This is a genomic window from Alicyclobacillus cycloheptanicus, from assembly GCF_028751525.1.
GTDB classification, from domain to species: Bacteria; Bacillota; Bacilli; order Alicyclobacillales; family Alicyclobacillaceae; genus Alicyclobacillus_L; species Alicyclobacillus_L cycloheptanicus.
This window is the reverse complement of sequence record NZ_CP067097.1, coordinates 20,537-43,251: the sequence shown is the minus strand read 5'-3', so window position 1 is coordinate 43,251 and position 22,715 is coordinate 20,537. Positions and strand designations below refer to the sequence as shown.

The window sequence follows — 22,715 nt, the reverse complement described above, 5'->3', positions numbered from 1 at the left end:
GCGAAGCAGAGACACGAACTTTCGAATTGCCGCGTGATGCGCGGTTCGATGCCGCATTTGCAGGAAATGCTAATGTTACAGAGAAGAGTAGTAATTGGATGTCATAAGCAGTAGGACAAGACGCGCTGCTCGACAAAAGGGGGATGCCACGTAAGCATGGTCAAACGACACGAATTTGAGGTCGCCGGCAGAACGATGGTGCTCGAAACGGGCAAGCTGGCCAAACAGGCGACTGGAGCCGTATTGGTACGGTATGGAGAGACGGTCGTGCTCGCTACCGTCACGGCTTCGAACGAACCGAAAGATCTAGACTTCTTTCCACTGACCGTGAACTATGAGGAACGGTTCTACGCGGTCGGCAAAATTCCGGGCGGATTTATCAAGCGTGAAGGCCGGCCGAGCGAAAAGGCGATTTTGGCTTCAAGACTCATTGACCGCCCCATTCGTCCCTTGTTTCCAGAAGGGTTTCGCAACGAAGTGCAAGTTGTCGACATGGTCATGTCTGTCGACCAGGACTGCGCGCCAGAAATTGCAGCCATGATTGGGACCTCGGCTGCTCTGACCATTTCCGATATTCCCTTTGCAGGCCCCATTGCCGGCGTGATTGTTGGACGGGTGGACGGCCAGCTGGTCATCAATCCAACCGTGGAGCAGGCGGAAAAAAGCGATATGCACCTGACGGTCGCAGGCACCAAGGACGCCATTGTGATGGTCGAAGCCGGTGCAGACCAGGTGCCGGAGTCGGTGATTCTTGAGGGGATTTTGTTCGGACATGAAACCATCAAGCAAATCATCTCCGAAATTGAAAAGTTTGCCGCCGAGGCAGGCGTCCAAAAGCGTGAAGTCAAGTTACATACGGTTGACCCAGAACTGAACGAGGCCATCCGCGCCTATGCGACGGAAGCCATCAAGTCTGCGGTGCGCAACCCCGACAAACTCGCCCGCGAGGCAGCCATTGAGGCAGTCAACGCGGACGCCGTCGCACACTTTATCGAACAGTTTCCTGACCGCGAAAAGGAAATGTCGGAGATTTTGCACGACATTCTGAAGGAAGAGGTGCGGCGGGCGATCATCTTCGAGGGCATTCGCCCGGATGGACGCAAGCTGGATGAAATTCGCCCGATTTCCTGCGAAGTCGGCGTATTGCCGCGCGCGCACGGCACGGGATTGTTTACGCGCGGACAGACCCAGGCGTTGTCGGTATGCACCCTGGGTGCGCTCGGGGATGAGCAAATCCTGGACGGGCTGGGGCTGGAGGAATCGAACCGCTACATGCACCACTACAACTTCCCGCCGTTCAGTGTCGGAGAGGCGCGTCCGCTGCGTGCGCCCAGCCGCCGCGATATCGGTCACGGGGCACTGGGTGAACGGGCGCTCGACCCGGTCATTCCGTCTCCGGAAGAGTTCCCGTACGCCATTCGCGTGGTCTCCGAGATTCTCGAATCGAACGGCTCCACATCCCAGGCGAGCATTTGCGGCAGCACCATGGCATTGATGGACGCTGGCGTCCCCATCAAGGCGCCGGTCGCTGGTGTGGCGATGGGGCTCGTGAAAGAGGGCGAGCACGTGGCCATCCTCACGGACATTCAGGGCCTGGAAGACCACCTGGGCGACATGGACTTCAAAGTGGCCGGTACCGCACAGGGGGTCACGGCCGTGCAGATGGACATCAAAATCGCCGGGATCGACCGGTATATTTTGGAGCAGGCACTGGCGCAGGCGCACAAGGGCCGGATGTTCATCCTCGAGAAGATGATGGCGGCGATTTCCTCGCCGCGGCCGGAGTTGTCGAAGTTTGCGCCGCGTGTCATCAGCATTCGCATTCACCCGGACAAAATCCGCGATGTCATCGGCCCGGGCGGCCGCGTGATCAACAAGATTATTGAGGAAACCGGCGTGAAAATTGACATTGAACAGGACGGCCGGGTGTTCATCTCCGGAACGGATTCGGAAGGCACGGCGCGCGCGCGCGAAATGATTGAAAACATCACGCGCGAGGTCGAGGTCGGCAAGGTGTACCTGGGCAAGGTCACGCGGGTCGAAAAGTACGGTGCCTTCGTCGAGGTATTGCCTGGGAAAGAAGGGCTGGTCCACGTATCCCAGGTCGATGCGGCTCGCATCAACCGCGTCGAGGATGTGTGCGTGGTGGGCGACCATATCTTGGTTAAGGTCACCGAGATCGACAGCCAGGGGCGCGTCAATCTGTCGCGCAAAGAAGCTCTGCGCGAAGTGTCGGAGGCGGACGTGAAAGGGCAGGAAGACCGCCATCCGCAGCCAGCGGCAGAGGGAGAGCAGCCGGCCCGGACAGGGTCAGGCGGCCCGGGTGGCGGGTTTGGCGGCAGTCGAGGTCCGCGGCAGAATTACGACCGCAATGGGCCGCGCCGCGACGGTCAGCCCCGAGAAGCGCGGCCGAGCCGATAAGGCGGTTTGCACCAGACCGTTCGCACGCCGCGGGCGTGAAACGGTGGGCGCGTGCCAATCCAACGCATGCCAACTCCATCGGCAGTCATGCCAAGTCGAAAGATCCTTCCTGATGAGGGAGGATTTTTTCATGTATCGGGTACGCTACGGAGCGGGGTGTTTGCCGGGTGTACACGACCGTATATGGAGTGGTGGTATGAAGGAGACGAGACGAGTTTCCGTTTGGTACCGGGCTGGGTCGCTGCTGTCAGGGCTGCTGGCCTGTGCGGTGTGCCTTGCGGCGACGGGTACGAACGCTGCGGCGGCCAAGGCCAAACCTGCGGCGGGCACACAGAGGCTGCCAGCGTCGCACCTGGAGACAAGACTCGCGGCGGCAGCTGCTGCCTACGAACGGGCGCCTGTCAATGCACGGGTCGATCGCGTCTGGCACGCGGTGCCCGGCCTCGCGGGCTGGCGGCTCGACCAACCCGCCAGCGAACGTGCGACCCAGCAGGCGCACGACGGCAAGCTGCACTGCGAGTGGAAGATGGTGCCTCCCGAGGTGCGGCTGTCGTCTTTGCCCGCGGAGCCGATTTACCGCGGTCCATCCGAAGAGCGGTCCGTTGCCTTGATGTTTAACGTATCCTGGGGGGAGGCGTACCTGCCGTCGCTGCTCGACACCCTGCGTAAGGAACACGTCCAGGCCACGTTTTTCCTGGACGGCGCCTGGGTGCGCAAGCACCCGGAACTGGCGAAAGACATTGCTCAGTCCGGGCACGTGATTGGCAGTCACGGCACGGGTCATCCGGATTTTCGCAAACTCGGTGCTGCCGAACTGTCCCGGCAGGTGGACGGGACGAATCAAATCATCGAGCACGTCGTGCACCGGCGGGTGATACTGCTCGCGCCGCCGGCCGGATCGTACGACCAGCGCACCGTCGAACGGGCCCGTCAGGCTGGCATGTACACGATTCTCTGGTCTGATGACTCAGTGGACTGGATGCGTCCGTCGCCCGACCGATTGGTGGAACGGGTGATGGCGAATGTGCACCCTGGTGCGCTGGTTCTGATGCATCCAACCGATCCGACGGCCCGCGCGCTGCCGCAGCTGATTCACCGCCTGCGCGCTGCCGGGTACACGTTTCGGACGGTCGACGACGTGGTGAACGAACGTCCTGCGATTCACCCGCCCGCTGTATTGAGTGAGACATCGTGAGTTTGTTATAGTAAAGAATGGTGTAAATTCGAGTGCCATTCTGTGTTCCGGAATGGAGCGTCGGGTTTGAACGTGCAGCAGGTTCGCCACATAACCTCTGGGAAGGAGTGGCTGAGATGGCCTATCGCATACAACTCCCGAATGGTGTTCGGGTCGTGGGCGAGGAAATTCCCACCATTCGGTCGGTCAGTATCGGTGTGTGGATCAAAACCGGATCCCGGTACGAAACACCACGCAACAATGGGATCAGTCACTTTCTCGAACACATGTTTTTCAAGGGGACCAATCGGTATACAGCCAGGGAGCTTGCCGAGGTGTTTGATGGCATCGGCGGACAGGTCAATGCCTTTACGTCGAAGGAATACACGTGTTACTACGCAAAAGTACTGGATGAACACTTTTCGATCGCGGTCGATACCTTGGCGGACATGTTGTTCCACTCCCGGTTTGCCGTCGAGGAGATGGAGAAGGAAAAAAAAGTCGTGATCGAGGAAATCCGGATGTGCGAAGATGAGCCGGATGAGCTCGTGATGGACGTGCTGACAGAGAATGTGTACGGCAGTCACCCGCTTGGCTACACGATTCTTGGCCAGGAAGAGAATTTGCGGCGTTTCACGCAGGATGAACTGCATTCGTACATCGCGGAACGGTATGGACCGGAGAATATTGTCGTCGCCATCGCGGGCAATGTTCCGGAGTTGGTAGCTGTTTCGGTGGTGGAGCAGTTGTTCGGCAGGGACTTTGACCACACGCGGCGCACAGAGACGGTGTTGACACCGCCGACGTTCCAGTTTCAGTCGAGTTTCCGCATGAAGGATACCGAACAGGTCCATCTCTGCATGGCAGCACCGGGACTGCCGGCTGGACACCAGGACTTGTATGCGCTCGTTTTGTTGAACAACATCCTGGGCAGTTCGCCGAGTTCGAAGTTGTTCCAGGAGATTCGTGAAGAACGGGGACTTGCGTACTCTGTGTTTTCCTTCCACTCTTCCTATCAGGATTGCGGGATGTTCGGTGTGTACGCCGGCACCTCTCCAGAACACGCCGCGGAAGTGATTTCGGTGATTCGGGAAACTTGCCGGAAGGTGAGCGAGACCGGGCTGACGGAGGAAGAGTTGAAAAAGGCCAAAGAGCAAGTGAAGGGCTCGATGATGCTGAGTCTCGAGAGCAGCAGCAGCCGAATGAGTCGGCTCGGCAAGAACGAATTGCTCTTAGGCAGAGAAATTACGTTGGATGAGTCTCTGGCGCAAATTCGCGCGGTCACGACGGAGGACGTACGCCGGGTGGCACACGACGTGCTGGGTCAATCGTTCGCGGCGGCTGTCGTGGGACCTGTGGACGAACCAACGTTTCAAGGGTGGATCGCGTGACAGGGCCGGCATCGACACGCCCGGGATTCACGAGCTCGGCAGCGGCGGGCCGGGCAGAGGCTGGGTCGGTTGAGGCTGGGTCGGTTGAGGCGGGCCGGGGGCCCTTGACGGTTCATTTTGTGCCCGTGTCCCCATGGTTTCGTCCCGAATACCTGCCTCGCTACGCGTCAGAGGGGGCGGCCGGGATGGATTTACACGCGTGCACGGACAAGCCGATTGTGCTTGAGCCGGGTGCACGTGTGCGTGTGCCGACCGGGATCGCCATCCAATTACCGCACCCAAACGTCGTCGCGCTGGTATACGCGCGCAGCGGACTGGCGTGGCGGCACGGCATCGGCCTGCCCAACGGCGTGGGCGTGATTGACAGCGACTACACTGGCGAAATCCAGGTGCTGCTGACCAACTTTGGGACAGCTCCGTTTACGATTCAACCGGGCGATCGCATCGCGCAGATTGTGTTTGCGCCCATCCACCTGGCCCAGCTGGTGCAAGTGGACACCTTGCGCCCAACGGCCCGCGGTTCGGGCGGCTTTGGCTCGACTGGTGTGGCAGGCGAGCGGGGCGGGCCGGGTTAGGGCCGGGTGGACGGGGAGGCTTCAGTCCGGCCGGCTTGGATGGCGCCGCATAGGGCGCCATTCGTGCCTAAAGTGGCCGGCGTTTCGGGTGGACTGCGGCGCGTAAGGCACCATTCCTGCCTAAAGTCGCGGCCGTCCGACCGGTATCACGCTGCCTAAGGCACCATTCCTTCTCAAAGCCGCCATCAACCGGCTGGGATCGCGCTGCATAAGGCACCATTCCTGCCTAAAGTCGCGGCCGCCCGCCCGGCACCTCATCACCTAAGGCACCAATCCTTCCCAAAGCCGCCGTCAACCGGCCGGCACCCCGCCGCCTAAGGAACCTTTCCTTCCCAAAGCCGCCATCAACCGCCCGGCCCCCCGCCGCCTAAGGCGCCTTTCCTTCCCAAAGCCGCCATCAACCGCCCGGCCCCCCGCCGCCTAAGGCGCCAATCCTGCCTAAAGCCGCCGTCAACCGGCCGGGATCGCGCCGCCTAAGGCACCTTTCCTTCCCAAAGCCGCCGTCAACCGGCTGGGATCGCGCTGCATAAGGCACCATTCCTGCCTAAAGTCGCGGCCGCCCGACCGGCACCTCATCACCTAAGGCACCAATCCTTCCCAAAGCCGCCGTCAACCGGCCGGGATCGCGTCGCTTAAGGCACTATTCCTGCCTAAAGTCGCGGCCGTCCGACCGGGATCATGCCGCCTAAGGAACCTTTCCTTCCCAAAGCCGCCATCAACCGGCCGGGATCGCGCCGCTTAAGGCACCATTCCTGCCTAAAGTCGCGGCCGCCCGCCCGGGATCGCGCCGCCTAAGGCACCATTCCTGCCTAAAGCCGCCGTCAACTGCCCGCCACCTCATCACCTAAGGCACCCTTCCTGCCTTATCGCGGAGGACAAGGCGCCCCGCCCCGGCCAAGCCTGCACCACACCGCTCCGGCCAAGCCTGCACCGCCCACACCCCATGACATGAACCCACCGGCGCACAAACACATATGTTACAACACATCGGCAGGAGAAAGGGGTAAGGCATGCATGCTGACCGGTCGCAGGCTCCTGTTTATCGGGGGCGACGCCCGAATGGTCGAGGTGATTGCGCAGGCCACCGAGTTGGACGCGAGTGCCGCGTTAATCGGTTTTGACCGGCTCACGCGGTCGTTTACCGACACCGTGTTCGCGGATTTGTCAGAAGAAGTCTTCGCCCAAGTAGACGCAGTTGTGTTGCCAATCGCCGGCATGGATGACTCGGGTGTCGTCGAGAGTCGATTCACCGACGAGCCCATCGTGCTCACCGAAGCACACTTTGCGGCCATGCGGCCAGGGACGCTGGTGTTCACCGGGATCGCCAGGCCGTGGCTCACCAAGTTGTGCGACACCTGCAACTTGCGCCTTGTTCGCTTGATGGAACTGGATGAGGTGGCGATTTTGAACTCCATCCCGACTGCCGAAGGCGCCATCGCGATGGCGATGGAGCACACGTCCATCACGATTCACGGATCACGGTCGGCTGTGCTTGGTTTCGGCCGATGCGGGCAGACGCTTGCGAGAACGCTGGCCGCCTTGGGCGCGCAGGTTCGGGTCGTGGCAAGGCAGGGCGCACAGCTGGCGCGGGTGCGCGAAATGGCGTTAACCCCCTATCCACTGAGCGCGCTGGAGGCCGCGGTCGCGGACGCGGAAATTGTGTTCAATACGATTCCCCACCCAGTGCTGACCGCTGCAGTGCTGAGCCGGATGCGCCGTGATGTGGTCATCATTGACATCGCGTCGAAGCCGGGCGGGACGGATTTTCGGTACACAGAGCGGCACCACATGAAGGCTATTCTCGCGCCCAGCTTGCCGGGATTGGTTGCGCCGCAGACAGCGGGTCGAATCATCGCCGATTCCGTGTGCCGGATTCTTGCGGAGTCGTCGACGGGCAAGGAGGAATGAACCATGGAACTGAAGGGGAAAACGATTGGCTTTGCAGTGACAGGTTCGCATTGTACGTATGAGGAAGTCTATCCGGAAATCCAGCGCCTTGTCGAGATGGGCGTTGACGTCGTCCCGATTTTCTCGAACACGGTGTTGAGCGTCAGCACGCGTTTCGGCGAAGCAGGGGAGTGGGCCAAGAAAATTGAGGAAGTCACGGGTCACGAGGCGATCACGACAATCCCCGAAGCCGAGCCTCTTGGTCCCTCCAAGCGGCTGGACTGCCTGGTCATCGCGCCTTGCACGGGCAATTCCCTAAGCCGGCTCGCGAACGCTGCGACGGATTCGCCCGTGTTGATGGCTGCCAAGTCCACGATGCGCAACGACCGTCCCGTTGTCTTGGCCATCTCGACGAATGACGGGCTGGGATTGAATCTCTACAACATCGCGAAACTCATCAATATGAAAAATATTTTCTTTGTGCCATTCGGGCAGGACGCTCCGCATGTTAAAATGAACTCATTAGTTTCAGCGATGCACTACATCCCGGAGACTTGCGCAGCCGCACTGGAGAAGCGGCAGCTGCAGCCCGTTCTGATTGAGCGGTGGCGGGAACCCAGAGCGTAACACGCAAAGCGGCGCTTCATGCGCTTGGAGAAGAAAGAAGGAGTGGAGCGTATCATGACTCGATTGAAGGCGGCAATCGTCGGTGCAACCGGAATGGCGGGGCAGCAGTTCGTCTTGGCGCTGTCCGGCCACCCGCTCTTTGAAGTTGTACAGATGGTTACCTCTCGAGATAAACGGACGTATCTGGAAGCCTTGCTAGAGTCGGATGGCTCTTCGCGCTGGACCCTGTCCGCGGATGTCCCGGACGACATGAAGGACATCCCGGTTGTGTCTTCGGAAAACTTCCGGCCCGAGGCTGTCGATGTTATTTTTACAGCCGTCGAGTCCGACCTTGCGAAGGAATTGGAACCTCGCTTTGCGGCGACGACACCGACATTCTCGACGGCGTCCGCGTTCCGTTACGAGGACGATACGCCCCTGATGATTCCCGGGGTGAACGACCACCACGCCGAGTTGCTGCGTGTGCAGCAGGCGCGCCGGGGGTGGAAAGGTTTTGTGCTGCCCATTCCCAACTGTACGGTGACAGGGCTGGCCATCACACTGCAGCCGCTGCAGGAACACTTCGGCATCGAGCGGGTGCTGATGGTTTCGATGCAGGCCGTGAGCGGTGCGGGACGAAGCCCGGGGGTTCGCACGCTCGATAGTCTCGACAATATTATTCCTTACATTCCGAAGGAAGAAGATAAGGTGAAGCGGGAGCTGCGCAAGATTCTCGGCACCCGGGGAGACGGCGCGATTGTCCCGTCTGACATTGACATCAACTGTATTTGTACGCGGGCGGCCGTGCTCGACGGACACACGGAGGCTGTGTTTGCCGGATTTCGGCGGCAGGCCAGTGTGGAGGAAGTCAAAGCGGTGCTTCGTTCGCATCAACCCTTCAAGGGTCGCAGCTTGCATTCCGCCGCAGAAGAGTGGATTCATGTCCATGACGATCCGTTCCGGCCGCAGGTCCGGCTCGATCGCGACCGCGGAGACGGCATGACCACCTCGGTGGGACGGCTGGAGGCTGACGAGGTCCTCGGCGGTGTAAAGTACATGCTGGTATCCCACAACACCAAGATGGGCGCAGGAAAAGGGGCCGTGCTGCTGGCAGAGTGCGTTGCAGAGCAGGGACTGATTTGACCTTTGCCGGGAGGGCAGATCCTTGAAAATTTTGGTACAAAAGTTCGGTGGGACTTCCGTCGCGACGCGAGAAACGCGCCTGAAGGCCGTTGAACATATAGAAGATGCATTGGCCAAGGACTTCCACGTGGTCGTGGTCGTATCTGCGATGGGGCGGCGCGGCGATCCGTACGCGACGGATACCTTGTTGAATGTGGTCGATGCGTCCGATCCGGTCGCGCCCCGCGACCTTGACATCCTCATGTCTTGCGGAGAGGCCATCTCCGCGGTGGTGTTCGCCAGTCAGCTGCGGTCCCGCGGTCACCAGGTGACGGTGCTGAGCGGCGGCCAGGCGGGCATTCGAACCAATGCGCAGCATGGGAATGCGCGCATCCTGGAGATTCGCCCGAAGCGGATTTTGGACGCCCTTCAGGAAGGGCATATTGTCGTCGTGATGGGATTTCAGGGTGAAAGCCCGGAAGGGGACATCACGACACTCGGGCGCGGGGGCAGTGACACAACCGCCACGGCACTGGGCGTTGCTCTCAATGCGGAGTACGTGGACATTTTTACGGATGTCGAGGGCATCATGACGGCAGACCCGCGGATTGTCGAGGACGCGAGAATGATTCACCGCGTGACCTACACCGAGATCTGCAACCTGGCGTACCAGGGTGCCAAAGTCATTCATCCACGGGCGGTCGAGATCGCGATGCAAAAGAATATCCCGATTCGGGTGCGCAGCACCCAGTCAAAGGACGAAGGCACACTGGTGACGAATGCCTGGACGGTCCTGGAGAGCAGTGTCTTGCAGGACCGCTATGTCACGGGCGTGACGCAGACCGCCAACATCACGCAGATTCAGGTGGAGGGCGAAGGCGTCGGCCGCCTGAACATCTTTGATCTCATGGCGGAACACGGCATCAGTGTAGACTTTATTTCGGTATCGCCAGACAGAATTGCTTACACAGTGGCAGACGCCGATGCCGATCGCGCGGTTTCGCTCCTTCGCGAGCAGGGCTTGGAACCGCGCATACGACCCGATTGCGCGAAAGTATCCGTCGTCGGTACCTACACCGGCATGCCTGGCATCATGGCGCGCATTGTCGAGGCCCTGTCCAGCGAAGGCATCAGCATTCTGCAGTCGGCGGACTCGCACAACACCATCTGGTGTCTGGTTCGCCGGTCGGAAATGGAAGCGGCTGTTCGTGCGCTGCACAGCAAGTTTGGCCTCGGTGAGGCGAACCGGGACTGAGGCTTGGGCGTCTGGCTGCCGCTGGAGAACGGAGGTAGCGCAGTGGACTTTGGAAGATTAATGACAGCATTGGTAACACCGTTCACCCCGGATGGTCATCTGGATGTGGACGGTCTGAAGGCGTTGGTTGATCACTGTATCGACACTGGTACGACGGCGATTGTCGCCTGCGGCACGACTGGGGAATCGCCGACACTGACACACGACGAAAAGCTGGAAGTGTTCCGCACGGTACTGCGTGCGGCAAACGGGCGCGTGCCTGTCATTGCGGGCACCAGCGGGAACGACACAGCCGCGTCCATCGCGCTGTCCCGTGAGGCGGAGGCCCTGGGGGTGCAGGGACTGCTGCTGGTTGCGCCGTATTACAACCGGCCGACTCAGGATGGGTTGTATGCACACTTCAGGGCCATCGCGGACGCGGTGTCCATCCCCGTGATCCTCTACAATATTCCTGGCCGGTGCGGCGTGAACATCGACGCGAGCACGGTGATTCGCCTTGCACAGGTGCCGAACATCGTGGGCGTGAAGGAAGCGAGCGGCGACTTTGGCCAGATTGCCCGCATCGCGGCCGAAAAGCCCGACGATTTTTTCCTCTACAGCGGCGATGACAAGTTCACGCTGCCGGTCATGTCGCTCGGCGGCTACGGCGTGGTGAGTGTGGCGGCTCACTTGGTGGGCGAAGAAATGACCCAGATGATCGACGCGTTTGTCTCGGGCAACGTGCGAGCGGCGGCGGATTGGAATGGGCGTCTGCTGCCATTCTTTGAACTGCTGTTCAAGGTTTCGAGTCCGGCACCGTTGAAAGCGGCGCTGCAGCTCGTCGGACTGCCCGCGGGTGACGTGCGGCTGCCGCTGGTCCCGGCGCCGTCGGCGGTCGTGGAAGCGTTGGAAGCGGAACTGGTGCGGCTCGGCAAACGGTAACCGGACACGGGCAACCGGCAGTCGAGCCGCCGGGAAACAGGGAGCGTGCCGGGAAACAGGCTGCCTGCCAGGCTGTTCTCGCGTGGAACGCCGTGTGAACCTGAAAGCGCAGGACCTGTCAGTCGGGGTCGATTGACAGGTCCTTTTTGCTTTGCCGCAAAGCAGTGCTGCATTCCGCAGGTGCTGCGGTTCAGGCGCCGCGATGTGGGGCCAGCGAACGTCCTGTTCTCATAGGACATCATCCTCCTGTCCAACCTCATGCCTGGGTTGAATCGACATAAAATTCGGAACTTCGACACGATTTGGTGGTGTGGATTTACACATTTGGGCTTGTCCACTCATTTTCATTGGCTCGCGATGCGTGACGTGTGTCGGGTTCAAGCGAGGCACTTCGTGAATACGTTATATGGACCAAATCCGGCAGTTGTATTGGAACGACGGCCCGGGTATAATGACAGTCAAGTGACTGGTGCGGCTTTGAGTTTCAAAGAACGAACATCATCACTCGGATCGCGAGCGAATGATGAACGCCTGCGGCGCCCGCCGGAGCGGAGACGGCTGGCAGCAGGGTTCGTTTCGCGTGCTGTGATTCATATCCTGAAGGCTGTTGTACGAGCAGCTGTCAGGCGGATACCGTGTGGTCTTATGGTCGCGGTGTCATCGAATGGACGACGCGATTTTTGTGCGAAGTGTGTTTCGGACGCGAAAGTTTTACGGATTGAAAAGAAACGGGTTGCAAAAACTCTATCGCGCATCATCGAAACTTGGACGGCATGGTTCAGGTGTGGAGGTTTATGCGCAATTTTACGGAGGTGCCAAGTTGGCAAGAGGGAAACTACGTTTGTCGATCATTCCGCTCGGAGGATGCGGAGAGATTGGCAAAAACATGACAGCGTACATGTACGGGAACGACATCATCGTCGTCGATGCAGGACTTAAATTTCCGGAAGAGGAGATGCTCGGCATTGATGCCGTGATTCCGGACATTACATTTTTGACAGACAACCGGGACAAGGTACGGGGCATCTTTTTGACGCACGGTCATGAAGACCACATTGGCGGACTGCCTTATGTCTTGAAAAGCTTGAATGTGCCGGTATACGGGACACGCCTTACCTTGGGGCTGGTCGAAAACAAACTCCGCGAACATGGCTTGCTGGATACAGCCAAGTTGAATCGAATTGACGGTGATACGGTCATCCAGGCGGGAGCCTTTCAGGTATCATTCTTCTACGTCAATCACAGCATTCCGGATACAGGCGGCTTTGCCATCGATACGCCGGAGGGACTCGTGGTGCACACCGGTGACTTCAAGTTTGACCACACGCCGGTCGATGGCCGGAAGGCGGATGTCCAAAAGCTCGCGAGTTACGGCGCCAGAGGTGTTTTGGCCTTGCTGTCGGACAGTACGAACGCCGAACGGTCAGGGTTTACGCCGTCGGAACGCACCGTCGGAGATGCAATTGATGAAATTGTCGCAAAGACGCAGGGGCGAATCATTCTGGCGACGTTTGCTTCCAACATTCATCGGGTGCAGCAGGTCATTGCCGCTGCCGAGAAGCACGGCCGCAAGGTTGCGGTGGTGGGGCGCAGCATGGTCAACAACATTCAAATTTCCACCCAGCTGGGTTACCTGGATGTCAATCCGGGGACGCTTGTCGACGTGGACGACATCGGCAAGATGGATCCCGACAAAATTCTGATTCTCTGCACGGGTAGTCAGGGAGAGCCGATGTCGGCGCTGACCCGGATGGCGCGTTCGGCCCACCGCAAGGTCGAGATCCTGCCCGGAGACACGGTCGTCTTCTCCAGTAACCCGATTCCCGGCAACGAAAAATATGTAGCCCGTACCATCGACCAGTTGTTCCGCATCGGCGCGAATGTCATTTACAAAGGCGTGCACGTATCCGGACACGGCAGTCAGGAAGAATTGAAACTCATGTTGAACCTGATTCGCCCGAAATACTTCCTGCCGGTGCACGGTGAGTTTCGCATGCAGCGTCTGCACGCAGAGCTGGCGGACGCCACCGGTGTCGACCCGGAGAACATTTTCATTCTCGACAACGGGGACGTGGTGGAAATCGAAGCCGGCGATGCGCGGCTGGGCGGCAAGATTCCGTCTGGCACCGTGATGATTGACGGCCTTGGCGTCGGCGATGTCGGTAACATTGTGCTTCGCGATCGCAAACTGTTGTCCCAGGATGGCATTTTGGTGGTGGTCGTTACCTTGTCCAAAACCAGCGGATCCATCCTGTCCGGCCCGGACATCATTTCCCGCGGGTTTGTCTACGTGCGCGAATCTGAGGCCCTGCTGGACGAAGCCAACAAACTGGTGGAAAGCACCCTCACGCGAATGGTTTCCGACAACATCAACGAGTGGTCCTCTCTGAAGACGGCGGTTCGCGACGCGCTGGGCCGATATCTGTTCGAACAGACGCGGCGGCGTCCAATGATTCTGCCGATCATCATGGAGGCGTAGGTCCTTCCGCGGGCGGCAGCTCGTACCGGGTTTTCATTGCACCTCATGTTCGGAAGCAGGATGGAACATCAGGTAAGCCCCCATAGAACCGCAGGCTCGACGAACCGAGCGCATCCGCGCAGCGTCGGACCTGCGGTTTTCATGTTGTTTCTGCGACGCCTGCATGAGGAACGCAGCGGCGCTTCATACTAGTCCGTGTGACTTGAAAGGAGCGTACCGATTGTGACAGACCAACCAAGGCGCGCGGAGCGTTCCCAGGGACAGGCTGTTCCTCCGCTCGAAGTTCCCAATGAACCCATGCAGGAAGAAGGCGGTATCGTAGCCGGGGTCGAGGCACTCGGGCAAACCAATCCGGTTGGCGCCGAATCGAACATTTACTGCCTTCCCATCATCGGGCAGGTAGAAGGGCACGTAGTGCTGCCGCCCCAGAACAAAACCACAAAATATGAGCACGTCATCCCGCAGCTGGTGGCGGTCGAGCAGAACGACAACGTAGAGGGTTTGCTCATCATTCTCAACACCGTGGGGGGAGACGTCGAAGCGGGATTGGCGATCGCGGAAATGGTCGCGAGCCTGAACAAGCCAACCGTTTCGCTGGTGCTCGGCGGCGGGCATTCCATCGGCGTTCCCATCGCCGTTTCGGCGGACTATTCGTTCATTGCGGAAACGGCGTCGATGACCATTCATCCCATCCGGCTGACCGGTATGGTCATTGGCGTGCCGCAGTCTTTTGAATATATGGAGAAGATGCAGGAGCGCGTTACGAGGTTCGTGGTCGAACACTCCCAGGTCAGTGAAACAGTGTTTCGGGAGTTGTTGCTCAATACGGGCGAGATGGCGCGCGACATCGGCACGACCGTGGTCGGCCGGGACGCGGTACGCTACGGGCTCATTCACGAGGTTGGCGGCATCGGCCATGCGACGGCAAAGCTGAAGCAGCTGATTGCGGCTCGCAAACAACAGGTGCAATTGGAGGGGACCCCGCAGTGAGCATCTTGTGGTCGGTGTTGGCACCAGAGGAAATATGGGCGGGGTATGGCGAAGTTCGAACCCCGCCGCAAGAGATTCAATACGGCGGGGTCACGATGCTGGTCACGCCGCTTGGCGACGGAACCGGGCGGGTCGAACGGCTCATCAGCCCGAATCCAGCGGATTATCTGCGGCGCGGTTATCAGCCGGGCACACGGATTCAAATGCCGCTGAACAACGACGTGCCGACCCGCCCCGTTGGATGAAGGCACACGATTCGTCGGTCAGCCAGCAGGAAGTCGCCGCAGCGCCTCGAAGTTCTAACTAGGAGGCTTCGCGGATGAGACGTCAGAAACAATCCGGCCGAGCTTCCAGTTTGTTTATGGAGGCGTGGCATGGGCAAGAAACAACATCGTGAGCAAGTCATTCGATATGAACTCACCGGCCTTTTCACGTTGACGCTGGCTGCGTTGGCGTTGGGAAGGCTTGGTGTCGTTGGGCGATACATCGACGTGGCCTTTATCTACCTGGCTGGTTCATGGAGTTTTCTGGTGCCGATTTTCATCGGCTATGCAGCGATTTACATGATGGTTCAGCGTTCGACTTTTCCGTGGACCAACCGGCACATGGGCTTGTTGGTGCTGTTCATCACCTGGTTGACGGGCATGGAGTTTGACTTGTTTCAGCACGTTTCAGACTTGCAGGCCACCTCTCTGTTTCAGGCCACGTGGGTCGCGATTCGCGAAATGAGCGACCAGGTGCTGGAGGTGCCGGGGGGCGTCACCCCGCCGTACGGCGCTGGCGGCGGACTGGTCGGATTCTTGTTCTTCTCGGTATTTCATTATCTCTTTTCGACCCTCGGGACGTTCATTGTACTCGGCGTGGGGGTGCTGATTGGCGGCGCCTTGGTCACCCAGCGTTCGCTGGTCAGCGGCGTTCAGCGCGGGACACGGTGGATGGAACGCCGTCTGGACGCGTTGTGGGATGGCAGTAAGCAATATGTCTCGTTGTTGTTTGGCCCGGAACGGAAGCACGCTGCGGAGGCGGACGAGGCGGCGGCAGAAAAGCCTGCGCGCCGGTCGCGCCGAAAACCGGAACTGATTGTGGACGGAGAAGTCGTGTCCGCTTCCGATGCAGCTTCCCCGGAAGCGGAACGCACGCCTGTGGTCCACGATTTTGCCGCACGGCTGCGCGCGAAGCATCCGAACGAGACGATTGTCGTGCAGCAACCGTCCGCGGACGCGTCCAGCGCGGACGAAGCCGTGATGGAGCAGCGGGGCAACCGCATTGTCATGCGCTACCCGGACACAAAGCCGTCCGCCAAAGGCGAGCCCAAGCAAGGTGCTGCCCCCGCGTACACGGTGGGGGTTCCGGTGCGGGACGACCACTACCAACTGCCGCCCATTCGCATGTTCGCGCTGCCGGATGTTCCCAAAGGCGGCTTTAATCATCGGGATGCGCAGGAAAACGCGCGCAAGCTGGAGGCCACACTGGAAAGTTTCGGCGTTCAGGCGAAGGTGCTTGAAATCAGCCGGGGCCCGACGGTGACGCGCTATGAAATTCAGCCGGCGGTCGGTGTGAAGGTCTCCAAAATTGTGAGCCTCACCGACGATATTGCGCTGGCGCTGGCCGCGCGGGACATCCGAATTGAGGCACCGATTCCAGGCAAAGCCGCCATCGGCATCGAGGTGCCAAACCCGGAAGTCGCCATCGTCACGCTGCGCGAGGTGCTGGAGTCGCCCGAGTTTCAACAGGAAGACAGCAAACTCGCCATCGCGCTCGGCAGAGACATTTCCGGTGCTGCGATCGTCGGCAATTTGCAAAAGATGCCCCATTTGCTGGTCGCTGGGGCAACAGGGTCCGGGAAGAGTGTCTGTATCAACGGCATCATTGCGTCGATTCTCGTAAAGGCGAAGCCGCATGAAGTCAAGCTGCTGATGATCGACCCGAAGATGGTCGAGTTGAGCGGGTACAACGGCATCCCGCACCTGCTTGCACCCGTCGTGACGGACCCGCGCAAGGCCGCCTTCGCCTTGAAGAAAATCATTCAGGAGATGGAGAGCCGTTACCAGTCGTTTGCCGACCGCGGTGCGCGCGACATTGAGCGCTACAACCAGCTGATGCGGGCCGAAGGCCTGGAGCCGCTGCCGTACATCGTGGTCATCGTGGACGAGTTGGCCGACCTCATGATGGTCGCGCCCGGAGACGTCGAGGACGCCATTTGCCGCATCGCGCAAATGGCGCGCGCAGCCGGGATCCACTTGATTGTCGCCACGCAGCGGCCGTCCGTGGACGTGATTACGGGCGTGATTAAGGCGAATATCCCGAGCCGCATCGCGTTCGCGGTCTCGTCCATGGCCGACTCGCGCACCATTTTGGATGGCGGCGGCGCAGAAAAGCTGCTCGGCCGCGGCGACATGCTGTATTTGCCGGTGGGGGCCTCCAAGCCGATTCGGGTACAGGGTGCCTTTGTTTCTGAGCGGGAAATCGAACAGTTGGTGAAGTTCGTCAAGGAGCAGCAGAACGCGGTGTACACGGTCGACCTCAATCACGAGGAAGAACCGTCCGGCAACAGCGATGGGCCGGAGTTGGATGAATTATTCGTGGATGCGATGGATTTGGTGATTGAGAGCGGGCAGGCGTCCGTGTCCATGATTCAGCGCCGTTTTCGGGTTGGGTATTCGCGGGCGGCACGCATCATCGACCAAATGGAACAAAGAGGTTTTATCGGCGGGTTTGAAGGCAGCAAGCCGCGGGAAGTGCTCATCACGGCGGACCAGTGGCACATGATTCGCAGCTCGCTTCGGGAAACGGGTTCGTGACGCATATTCTATCTTCCTGTGCAATAAGGTGAAGTAGAACCAAGGACAAGCGCAGGGAGTGGGCGGCATGAAGGAAGTGCGTGTCGAGCGAACTCGTGTCTGGCGCGTTGGCGCGGCGATGGTGGTTGTGCTCGGTGCCGCGTATGCGATATTGGATACTCGTTTGATGCAGGGGGACCCTTCCATCGCGGCGTGGGTCTCCTCTGGCGAGTTTTCTTTGGCGACGGCCGTGCAGTCTGCCTTCCAGTCGACCTCGGCTGGGAATGTGCCGGATGCGGCGGTTGCGGCCATCACGAACCACGTGGGACAGGTGCAGGGGCTGAACGAATTGGTGGTGACGCCTGCGGACACGGGGCAGGGCTACGATGTTTCGGCGACGGTGGACTTGGGCGAAAACCCTGCCGTGTCGTACGCCGCATGGTCGAAGACGGTCAAGCAGGACGTCCCTGCGTATTTTCAGGACGTGTTTGGCAGTGGACAGCCGGTGCAGGAGGCAGAAGTCTATTTCTTATTAGACGGCAATTTGGTTGCAGGCGCGGCGCTGGGGGCATCGGCGTACCAGGCACTGGGCACGGAAGTCTCCACCAGCGGGGCCTCGCAAAGCGCGTGGGTATCCACGCTGGCTTCCGAACCGGTCGTGGAGGATGCGGGTCCGAACACGCGATGGTTCGAACTTGAGCCGTTTGGCGGGGATTGACCCCGAATTGCACAAGGGGCTGCTGCGGTCGTGCGACGCACGACTGCAGCAGCCCCTCTTTTTGAGACATTCGCGATTTCAGGCTGCGATTTTCAGGTTATCTGCGGCCGCGTGGAGAGGCCACCATATACGCCTGCGTAAAGCCAATCCCGTGTCTGCGGACGGTGCGCATCAGGGCCCGCACGACGGGTTCATGGCCAGTGCGCATCAACGTTTCAACGATGGTGTGGGTTGTGAACGGTTCAGACAACGCCTCGTTGACTTCTGGATTATCCCCTAAACAGTCCAGCCAGCGGTCATCGTAGTGCGTTCCGCGGCGTTCTTTATAAGCCATTGCATACAAGTCAGTCACCGTGAACGGCAGACCCAAGGTACGCAAATAAAAATTCAATTGGTAGAACGTCTTCGCGACGGACAAATGCTCGCCACCGAAACTCGACATGTGATTCCTCACCTCTTATCGTCTATTATCCCGTGTTCGCGGTTGAAAGGCAATAGATGCAAGCTGACGTTGTTCATGTTCATGTTACAATGGGGGGCGAACGAAACAAACCGGAGGAGTTGGGGACGTTTGGTCAGGCAGCGGGGCCGAAGGGCTGCTACCCTTATGCTCGCAGGATTGGCGCTTTGTTCCGCAGCAGGGTGCGGCGCGCCGGATTTGCGCGCCATGTCGCCGACGGTTTCCAAACCGACGGCTGAAATCCTGCTGGTCGGAAAACCGAGTCACTGGTACGTCTCGGATGCAGTGACGGCCGCGCAGTCCACTGGCGTGATTGCCGGGGTGTCCGCGGTCACGGCGGCGCAGCTTCCGCAGGCACTGGCCAAGGCTGTCACAAACCCGCACGTGGGACTGGTGACCGTGGTTCAAAATGGACAAATTCCAGCGTCGGAATTGGCGTTTGCGAACCGCCATGTGACGACTCGGTTTGATTTGGTGGGTGCACAGGCGGCTGCTGGCAGCAGTGTCAATGTCTCGCAAATCGTGCCCAGCCCTCAGGCGGTTGGCTATGCCGCAGGGTGGGCTGCAGGGGACTTGGCGACCGAGACCAGCGCGACCAGCATCGGCTGGCTGGTCGGCGGCACCCCGCAGGTGCCGCGCGCGGTTGTACAAGCTGCACTCGCCGCTGCCTACACGGAAAACCCAGGTGTCAACATGGTTCCCGTCAGCGCCTTGCCGCTGACAGCGGGTACCGGCGCGTCCGCAGCCAGTTCCGGGAGCCAGACGGGATCGACCGCGGTCTCTGGCAGTGCGGCCGCTGACATCGGCACCATTCCGAAAATCCTGGTGGTCACGCGTCCGCTCTCGTCTGCAGAGTGGCGGTATGCGAGCCAAAACGGCATCGCGATTGTCTCGCTGTGCGCCCAGCCCGAAGCCCTGGCGGCTGTGGCGCCCGTTGTCCCGGGGATGGACGCTTTGCAGCAGTCGTTTCGGAATTTTGCCAAGTCGCGCTGGTCGGCTGGGACGCTGCAGTCGATGAGCGCGCCGTTTGTGAGTCTGAATTCGAGTCAGATCCCGGCTTCCATCAGCGATTCGGTCGATGCAATGGAACTTTCGGTGCAGCAGGGGACCCTCTCCCTGTCGTCGTCGTGGACGATGGTGCCGCAGACCGTCCGCGCGGCGTGGGGTCCGATTGTGCAGGGAGCGGGTGCGTGATGCGCGCGGCTCTGGGCGGAAGGTGTGCGCTGGGCATGGTGCGCGTGAATTTGAATAGAACAGACTGTGAAGATGGAAAGCTATTGGAAGGAGTCTGGTGATCCATGTCGAATGGGTATCCACCAAACGAGTCCCAAGCGGAGTCGTCGGAGTTCTACTTTCAATACCGGATTCGCAACAACCGGACGGGACTGCTCGGCGATATTGCGTCCCTTTTGGGGATGCTGGGTTTTAACATTACGAAGTTGGCCAACGTCTCGGATGAGAGCCGTGGCTTTTTGCTGCAGACGCAGCAGCCGGACAGCGCTGGGTTGCTGCGGACGATTGTGGACAGCCTGCAGGACGTCGAAGTCGTGGCGCTGCGAAAACCCACGCTGCGTGACCGCATCGCGCTTCGCCACGGCAAGTACGTGGAGCGCGCGGATGAAGAGATGCGCACCTACCGATTTGTCCGCGACGAACTGGGGGTGCTGGTGGACTTCGTCGGCGAACTGCTGAAGCGCCCCGGCCGCCAGGTGATTGGCATGCGGGGGCAGCCGCGGGTCGGGAAGACGGAATCGATTGTCGCAGCGAGTGTGTACGCCAACAAGCGCTGGACGTTTGTATCCTCGACACTGCTGCGGCAGACGATGCTCAAAGAGCTGCCGGATGAGCAATTTTTCTCCGACCGTTTCGTCTATATCATTGACGGGGCCGTCACGGCGCTGCGCGGCGGGGAAGACCACTGGCGGGTGGTCGATGATGTGCTCGGGATGCCGGCGCCCATCGTGATCGAACACCCTGACATCTTTGTGAAACACACTCGCTACGACTGGTCGTTGTTCGATATGGTCGTGGAGCTGCGCAGGGAACCGAACGAAGTGATTCAGTACGAGGCGTATGAGGAAGAAGCGGCTCGTTGGCATGAATGATGGGGTTCGGTCATGAAATGCATGATGGTGTGTGTCTGAAAAGGTCGCTTTGAAAGGTTGTGCTAGTTTGACGCCGTTACAGCAGTTGGGTCAGGTGCTTCGGAAACGCCGTGAGGAACTGGGGCTGGACTTGGAAACACTGCAGGCCCGGACGAAAATTCGCACGCGGTACCTGGAGGCACTCGAAAATGGAGACTGGAGCGTACTTCCTGGACAAGTGTACGCGAGAGGATTCGTCAGAAACTACGCCGAAAACGTCGGATTGGACGGCCTCGCGTTGCTGAAAACGTATGTCGACGAAACCGCTGTGCAGCCGGCCGCGGATACGAGCGCCGCGGACAGGGAAGCTGCCAACCCGCCGCGGGGTACACCGGCGCCTGTACAGGAGGCGCCGCCAGAACCTTCCGCCAAGGGGAGCTCGGCCGTGGTCGATCCGCCGATTCACACGGGCTACCGCCCCGAGACGCGTGACGCGGAGCGCAGCAAGCAGTCGGGTCGTGCTTCCGCAGCCAGCCGGGGTGAACGGTCCGGGGGTAAGTCAAGGGCGGCGCGGGACGCACGGACGGGCGGAAGCAGTCCGGGGAATGGCCGACAGCGCGGCGGGTCCCGTCAGTTTGGCGGCATCGGCGGACAGGCAGCTGCCGTTGCCGCGATTCTCGTGGTGCTTGGCGGCGGTTTGTGGTTTGTGCACAACTCGGCACATTCGGCCGCGAGTCACAACGCAGCCGGCAATCCGGCCGGCACGGGCGTCGCCAACGCCTCGGACGGCGGCAATGCGTCGGGGATCCACCCGCAGAGCAACAGCACGAGCAAAAGCAGCGGTGTGACTGGAAACACGACGGGAAATGCAACTGGCAATGCAGCGGGGAACGCCACGGGTGCAGGCGGTGCGCCGACCGTTCAGATCACGACCGAGCCGTTCCAGACAAGTCCGCCGACGCAGACCTTTGTCGTTCAGGCCAAGGGTGCGTTATCGGTGACCTTGTCGGTGGCGTCCAATCCGTGCTGGGTGAGCGTCACGGCGGACAATACGGTGGTCGACGGCAGTGATATGCTGCAGCCGGGACAGTCCAAGACGTGGACGGGTAATACGTCTGTGAACATCAACCTGGGCAATCCCCCTGCTGCGACGTTGACCATCAACGGGCAGCCCGTGACTTTGCCGCCGAGTCAATCACCGTATCACGTGGTGGTCGAAAAGGCATCTGCAAAGGGTTGAGAGGAGAGAGCTGCGTTGGCAAAGGATGCATCGTTCGATATTGTTTCGAAATTGGACCTCCAGGAAGTCGATAACGCCGTGAATCAGGCAAACAAGGAAATTGAGACGCGGTTCGACTTCAAAAACAGCAAGAGTGAAATTCGCTTCGATGGCAAGGAAATCACTCTCATCAGCGATGATGAATACAAGCTGTCAGCGGTCATGGATGTACTCCAGTCCAAGTGCGTGAAACGGGACATTTCCCTCAAAGCGCTGAAGCCGGGCAAGGTGGAGCCGGCGTCGCAGGGCACGGTGCGGCAGACGGTGACGCTGCAGCAGGGCATCGATCAGGATACGGCCAAGCAGATTACCAAGCTCATCAAGGACGCCAAGCTGAAGGTGCAGGCTTCGATTCAGGGCGACCAGGTGCGTGTCTCCGGCAAGAGCCGCGACGACTTGCAGACGGTCATCCAGCTGTTAAAAAATGCGGACTTGCCGGTACCGCTGCAGTTTGTCAATTACCGCTGACACCGGGCGCCGGGAGGGTCGACCCGCGTCGACCCGTGCAGCGCTTTCGGCGCTTCACTTTTGACACGCTGATTTTCACTGATCTATACTAGTTCCATTCGCGGG

At 59.9% G+C, this 22,715-nt stretch carries 19 protein-coding genes; 18 read left to right on the top strand and 1 reads right to left on the bottom strand.

Features of this window, described 5'->3' with window-relative positions:
- Nucleotides 1-156 precede the first annotated feature (156 nt).
- The 14 genes from JI721_RS00185 (at nucleotide 157) to JI721_RS00120 (ending at nucleotide 18,319) form a co-directional block, all read left to right on the top strand.
- On the top strand, nucleotides 157-2,421 hold the full coding sequence (locus JI721_RS00185; protein WP_407654051.1) for a polyribonucleotide nucleotidyltransferase: 2,265 nt from the start codon (nucleotides 157-159) through the stop codon (nucleotides 2,419-2,421).
- A 196-nt stretch (nucleotides 2,422-2,617) separates the two neighbouring features.
- Nucleotides 2,618-3,616, top strand: a complete 999-nt coding sequence (locus JI721_RS00180; protein ID WP_274456082.1) for a polysaccharide deacetylase family protein — start codon at nucleotides 2,618-2,620, stop codon at nucleotides 3,614-3,616.
- Nucleotides 3,617-3,732: 116 nt separating this feature from the next.
- Complete coding sequence (locus JI721_RS00175) at nucleotides 3,733-4,986, top strand: M16 family metallopeptidase (protein ID WP_274456081.1); 1,254 nt, start codon at nucleotides 3,733-3,735, stop codon at nucleotides 4,984-4,986.
- 104 nt (nucleotides 4,987-5,090) lie between these two features.
- Nucleotides 5,091-5,561, top strand: coding sequence for a dUTP diphosphatase (gene dut, locus JI721_RS00170; protein ID WP_274457927.1), 471 nt, complete (start codon nucleotides 5,091-5,093; stop codon nucleotides 5,559-5,561).
- A 1,014-nt stretch (nucleotides 5,562-6,575) separates the two neighbouring features.
- A complete protein-coding gene (gene dpsA / locus JI721_RS00165; RefSeq protein WP_274456080.1) occupies nucleotides 6,576-7,469 on the top strand; it encodes a dipicolinate synthase subunit DpsA in 894 nt (297 codons plus the stop codon).
- A gap of 3 nt (nucleotides 7,470-7,472) precedes the next feature.
- Nucleotides 7,473-8,075, top strand: coding sequence for a dipicolinate synthase subunit B (locus tag JI721_RS00160; RefSeq protein WP_274456079.1), 603 nt, complete (start codon nucleotides 7,473-7,475; stop codon nucleotides 8,073-8,075).
- A 54-nt stretch (nucleotides 8,076-8,129) separates the two neighbouring features.
- Complete coding sequence (gene asd / locus JI721_RS00155) at nucleotides 8,130-9,197, top strand: aspartate-semialdehyde dehydrogenase (RefSeq protein ID WP_274456078.1); 1,068 nt, start codon at nucleotides 8,130-8,132, stop codon at nucleotides 9,195-9,197.
- A gap of 22 nt (nucleotides 9,198-9,219) precedes the next feature.
- Complete coding sequence (dapG, locus tag JI721_RS00150; RefSeq protein ID WP_274456077.1) at nucleotides 9,220-10,431, top strand: aspartate kinase; 1,212 nt, start codon at nucleotides 9,220-9,222, stop codon at nucleotides 10,429-10,431.
- A gap of 42 nt (nucleotides 10,432-10,473) precedes the next feature.
- Complete coding sequence (gene dapA / locus JI721_RS00145; protein ID WP_274456076.1) at nucleotides 10,474-11,352, top strand: 4-hydroxy-tetrahydrodipicolinate synthase; 879 nt, start codon at nucleotides 10,474-10,476, stop codon at nucleotides 11,350-11,352.
- An 886-nt stretch (nucleotides 11,353-12,238) separates the two neighbouring features.
- A complete protein-coding gene (locus tag JI721_RS00140; protein ID WP_407654123.1) occupies nucleotides 12,239-13,831 on the top strand; it encodes a ribonuclease J in 1,593 nt (530 codons plus the stop codon).
- 297 nt (nucleotides 13,832-14,128) lie between these two features.
- Nucleotides 14,129-14,821: a ClpP family protease gene (locus JI721_RS00135; RefSeq protein WP_274457926.1), complete on the top strand. Its 693-nt coding sequence runs from the start codon at nucleotides 14,129-14,131 to the stop codon at nucleotides 14,819-14,821.
- The gene (locus JI721_RS00130; RefSeq protein ID WP_274456074.1) at nucleotides 14,818-15,066 is read left to right on the top strand and encodes a YlzJ-like family protein; all 249 of its coding nucleotides are present in this window, start codon (nucleotides 14,818-14,820) and stop codon (nucleotides 15,064-15,066) included. Before JI721_RS00135 ends, JI721_RS00130 begins: the two co-directional genes overlap by 4 nt.
- A 129-nt stretch (nucleotides 15,067-15,195) precedes the next feature.
- Complete coding sequence (locus JI721_RS00125) at nucleotides 15,196-17,622, top strand: FtsK/SpoIIIE family DNA translocase (RefSeq protein WP_274456073.1); 2,427 nt, start codon at nucleotides 15,196-15,198, stop codon at nucleotides 17,620-17,622.
- A 67-nt stretch (nucleotides 17,623-17,689) separates the two neighbouring features.
- The gene (locus tag JI721_RS00120; RefSeq protein WP_274456072.1) at nucleotides 17,690-18,319 is read left to right on the top strand and encodes a hypothetical protein; all 630 of its coding nucleotides are present in this window, start codon (nucleotides 17,690-17,692) and stop codon (nucleotides 18,317-18,319) included.
- Between the two features lie 97 nt (nucleotides 18,320-18,416).
- Here JI721_RS00120 and JI721_RS00115 read toward each other — a convergent pair whose 3' ends face one another.
- The gene (locus JI721_RS00115; RefSeq protein WP_274456071.1) at nucleotides 18,417-18,761 is read right to left on the bottom strand and encodes a hypothetical protein; all 345 of its coding nucleotides are present in this window, start codon (nucleotides 18,759-18,761) and stop codon (nucleotides 18,417-18,419) included.
- A 165-nt stretch (nucleotides 18,762-18,926) separates the two neighbouring features.
- Here JI721_RS00115 and JI721_RS00110 point away from each other — a divergent pair, with 165 nt between their 5' ends.
- The 4 genes from JI721_RS00110 (at nucleotide 18,927) to JI721_RS00095 (ending at nucleotide 22,610) form a co-directional block, all read left to right on the top strand.
- A complete protein-coding gene (locus JI721_RS00110) occupies nucleotides 18,927-19,973 on the top strand; it encodes a hypothetical protein (protein WP_274456070.1) in 1,047 nt (348 codons plus the stop codon).
- Nucleotides 19,974-20,077: 104 nt separating this feature from the next.
- Complete coding sequence (locus tag JI721_RS00105; RefSeq protein ID WP_274456069.1) at nucleotides 20,078-20,884, top strand: DUF3388 domain-containing protein; 807 nt, start codon at nucleotides 20,078-20,080, stop codon at nucleotides 20,882-20,884.
- Nucleotides 20,885-20,951: 67 nt separating this feature from the next.
- Nucleotides 20,952-22,103, top strand: a complete 1,152-nt coding sequence (locus JI721_RS00100) for a helix-turn-helix domain-containing protein (RefSeq protein ID WP_274456068.1) — start codon at nucleotides 20,952-20,954, stop codon at nucleotides 22,101-22,103.
- Nucleotides 22,104-22,118: 15 nt separating this feature from the next.
- Complete coding sequence (locus JI721_RS00095) at nucleotides 22,119-22,610, top strand: YajQ family cyclic di-GMP-binding protein (protein ID WP_274456067.1); 492 nt, start codon at nucleotides 22,119-22,121, stop codon at nucleotides 22,608-22,610.
- Nucleotides 22,611-22,715 lie beyond the last annotated feature (105 nt).

Bases quoted from the DNA above. Each gene is read 5' to 3' on its own strand.
- JI721_RS00125 (WP_274456073.1), top strand. From the start codon at position 15,196: ATGGGCAAGAAACAACATCGTGAGCAAGTCATTCGATATGAACTCACC.
- JI721_RS00105 (WP_274456069.1), top strand. From the start codon at position 20,078: ATGTCGAATGGGTATCCACCAAACGAGTCCCAAGCGGAGTCGTCGGAG.
- asd (WP_274456078.1), top strand. From the start codon at position 8,130: ATGACTCGATTGAAGGCGGCAATCGTCGGTGCAACCGGAATGGCGGGG.
- JI721_RS00160 (WP_274456079.1), top strand. From the start codon at position 7,473: ATGGAACTGAAGGGGAAAACGATTGGCTTTGCAGTGACAGGTTCGCAT.
- JI721_RS00185 (WP_407654051.1), top strand. From the start codon at position 157: ATGGTCAAACGACACGAATTTGAGGTCGCCGGCAGAACGATGGTGCTC.
- dpsA (WP_274456080.1), top strand. From the start codon at position 6,576: ATGCTGACCGGTCGCAGGCTCCTGTTTATCGGGGGCGACGCCCGAATG.
- JI721_RS00110 (WP_274456070.1), top strand. From the start codon at position 18,927: ATGCTCGCAGGATTGGCGCTTTGTTCCGCAGCAGGGTGCGGCGCGCCG.
- JI721_RS00120 (WP_274456072.1), top strand. From the start codon at position 17,690: ATGAAGGAAGTGCGTGTCGAGCGAACTCGTGTCTGGCGCGTTGGCGCG.
- JI721_RS00135 (WP_274457926.1), top strand. From the start codon at position 14,129: ATGCAGGAAGAAGGCGGTATCGTAGCCGGGGTCGAGGCACTCGGGCAA.
- JI721_RS00115 (WP_274456071.1), bottom strand. From the start codon at position 18,761: ATGTCGAGTTTCGGTGGCGAGCATTTGTCCGTCGCGAAGACGTTCTAC.
- JI721_RS00175 (WP_274456081.1), top strand. From the start codon at position 3,733: ATGGCCTATCGCATACAACTCCCGAATGGTGTTCGGGTCGTGGGCGAG.
- JI721_RS00180 (WP_274456082.1), top strand. From the start codon at position 2,618: ATGAAGGAGACGAGACGAGTTTCCGTTTGGTACCGGGCTGGGTCGCTG.
- JI721_RS00140 (WP_407654123.1), top strand. From the start codon at position 12,239: ATGACAGCGTACATGTACGGGAACGACATCATCGTCGTCGATGCAGGA.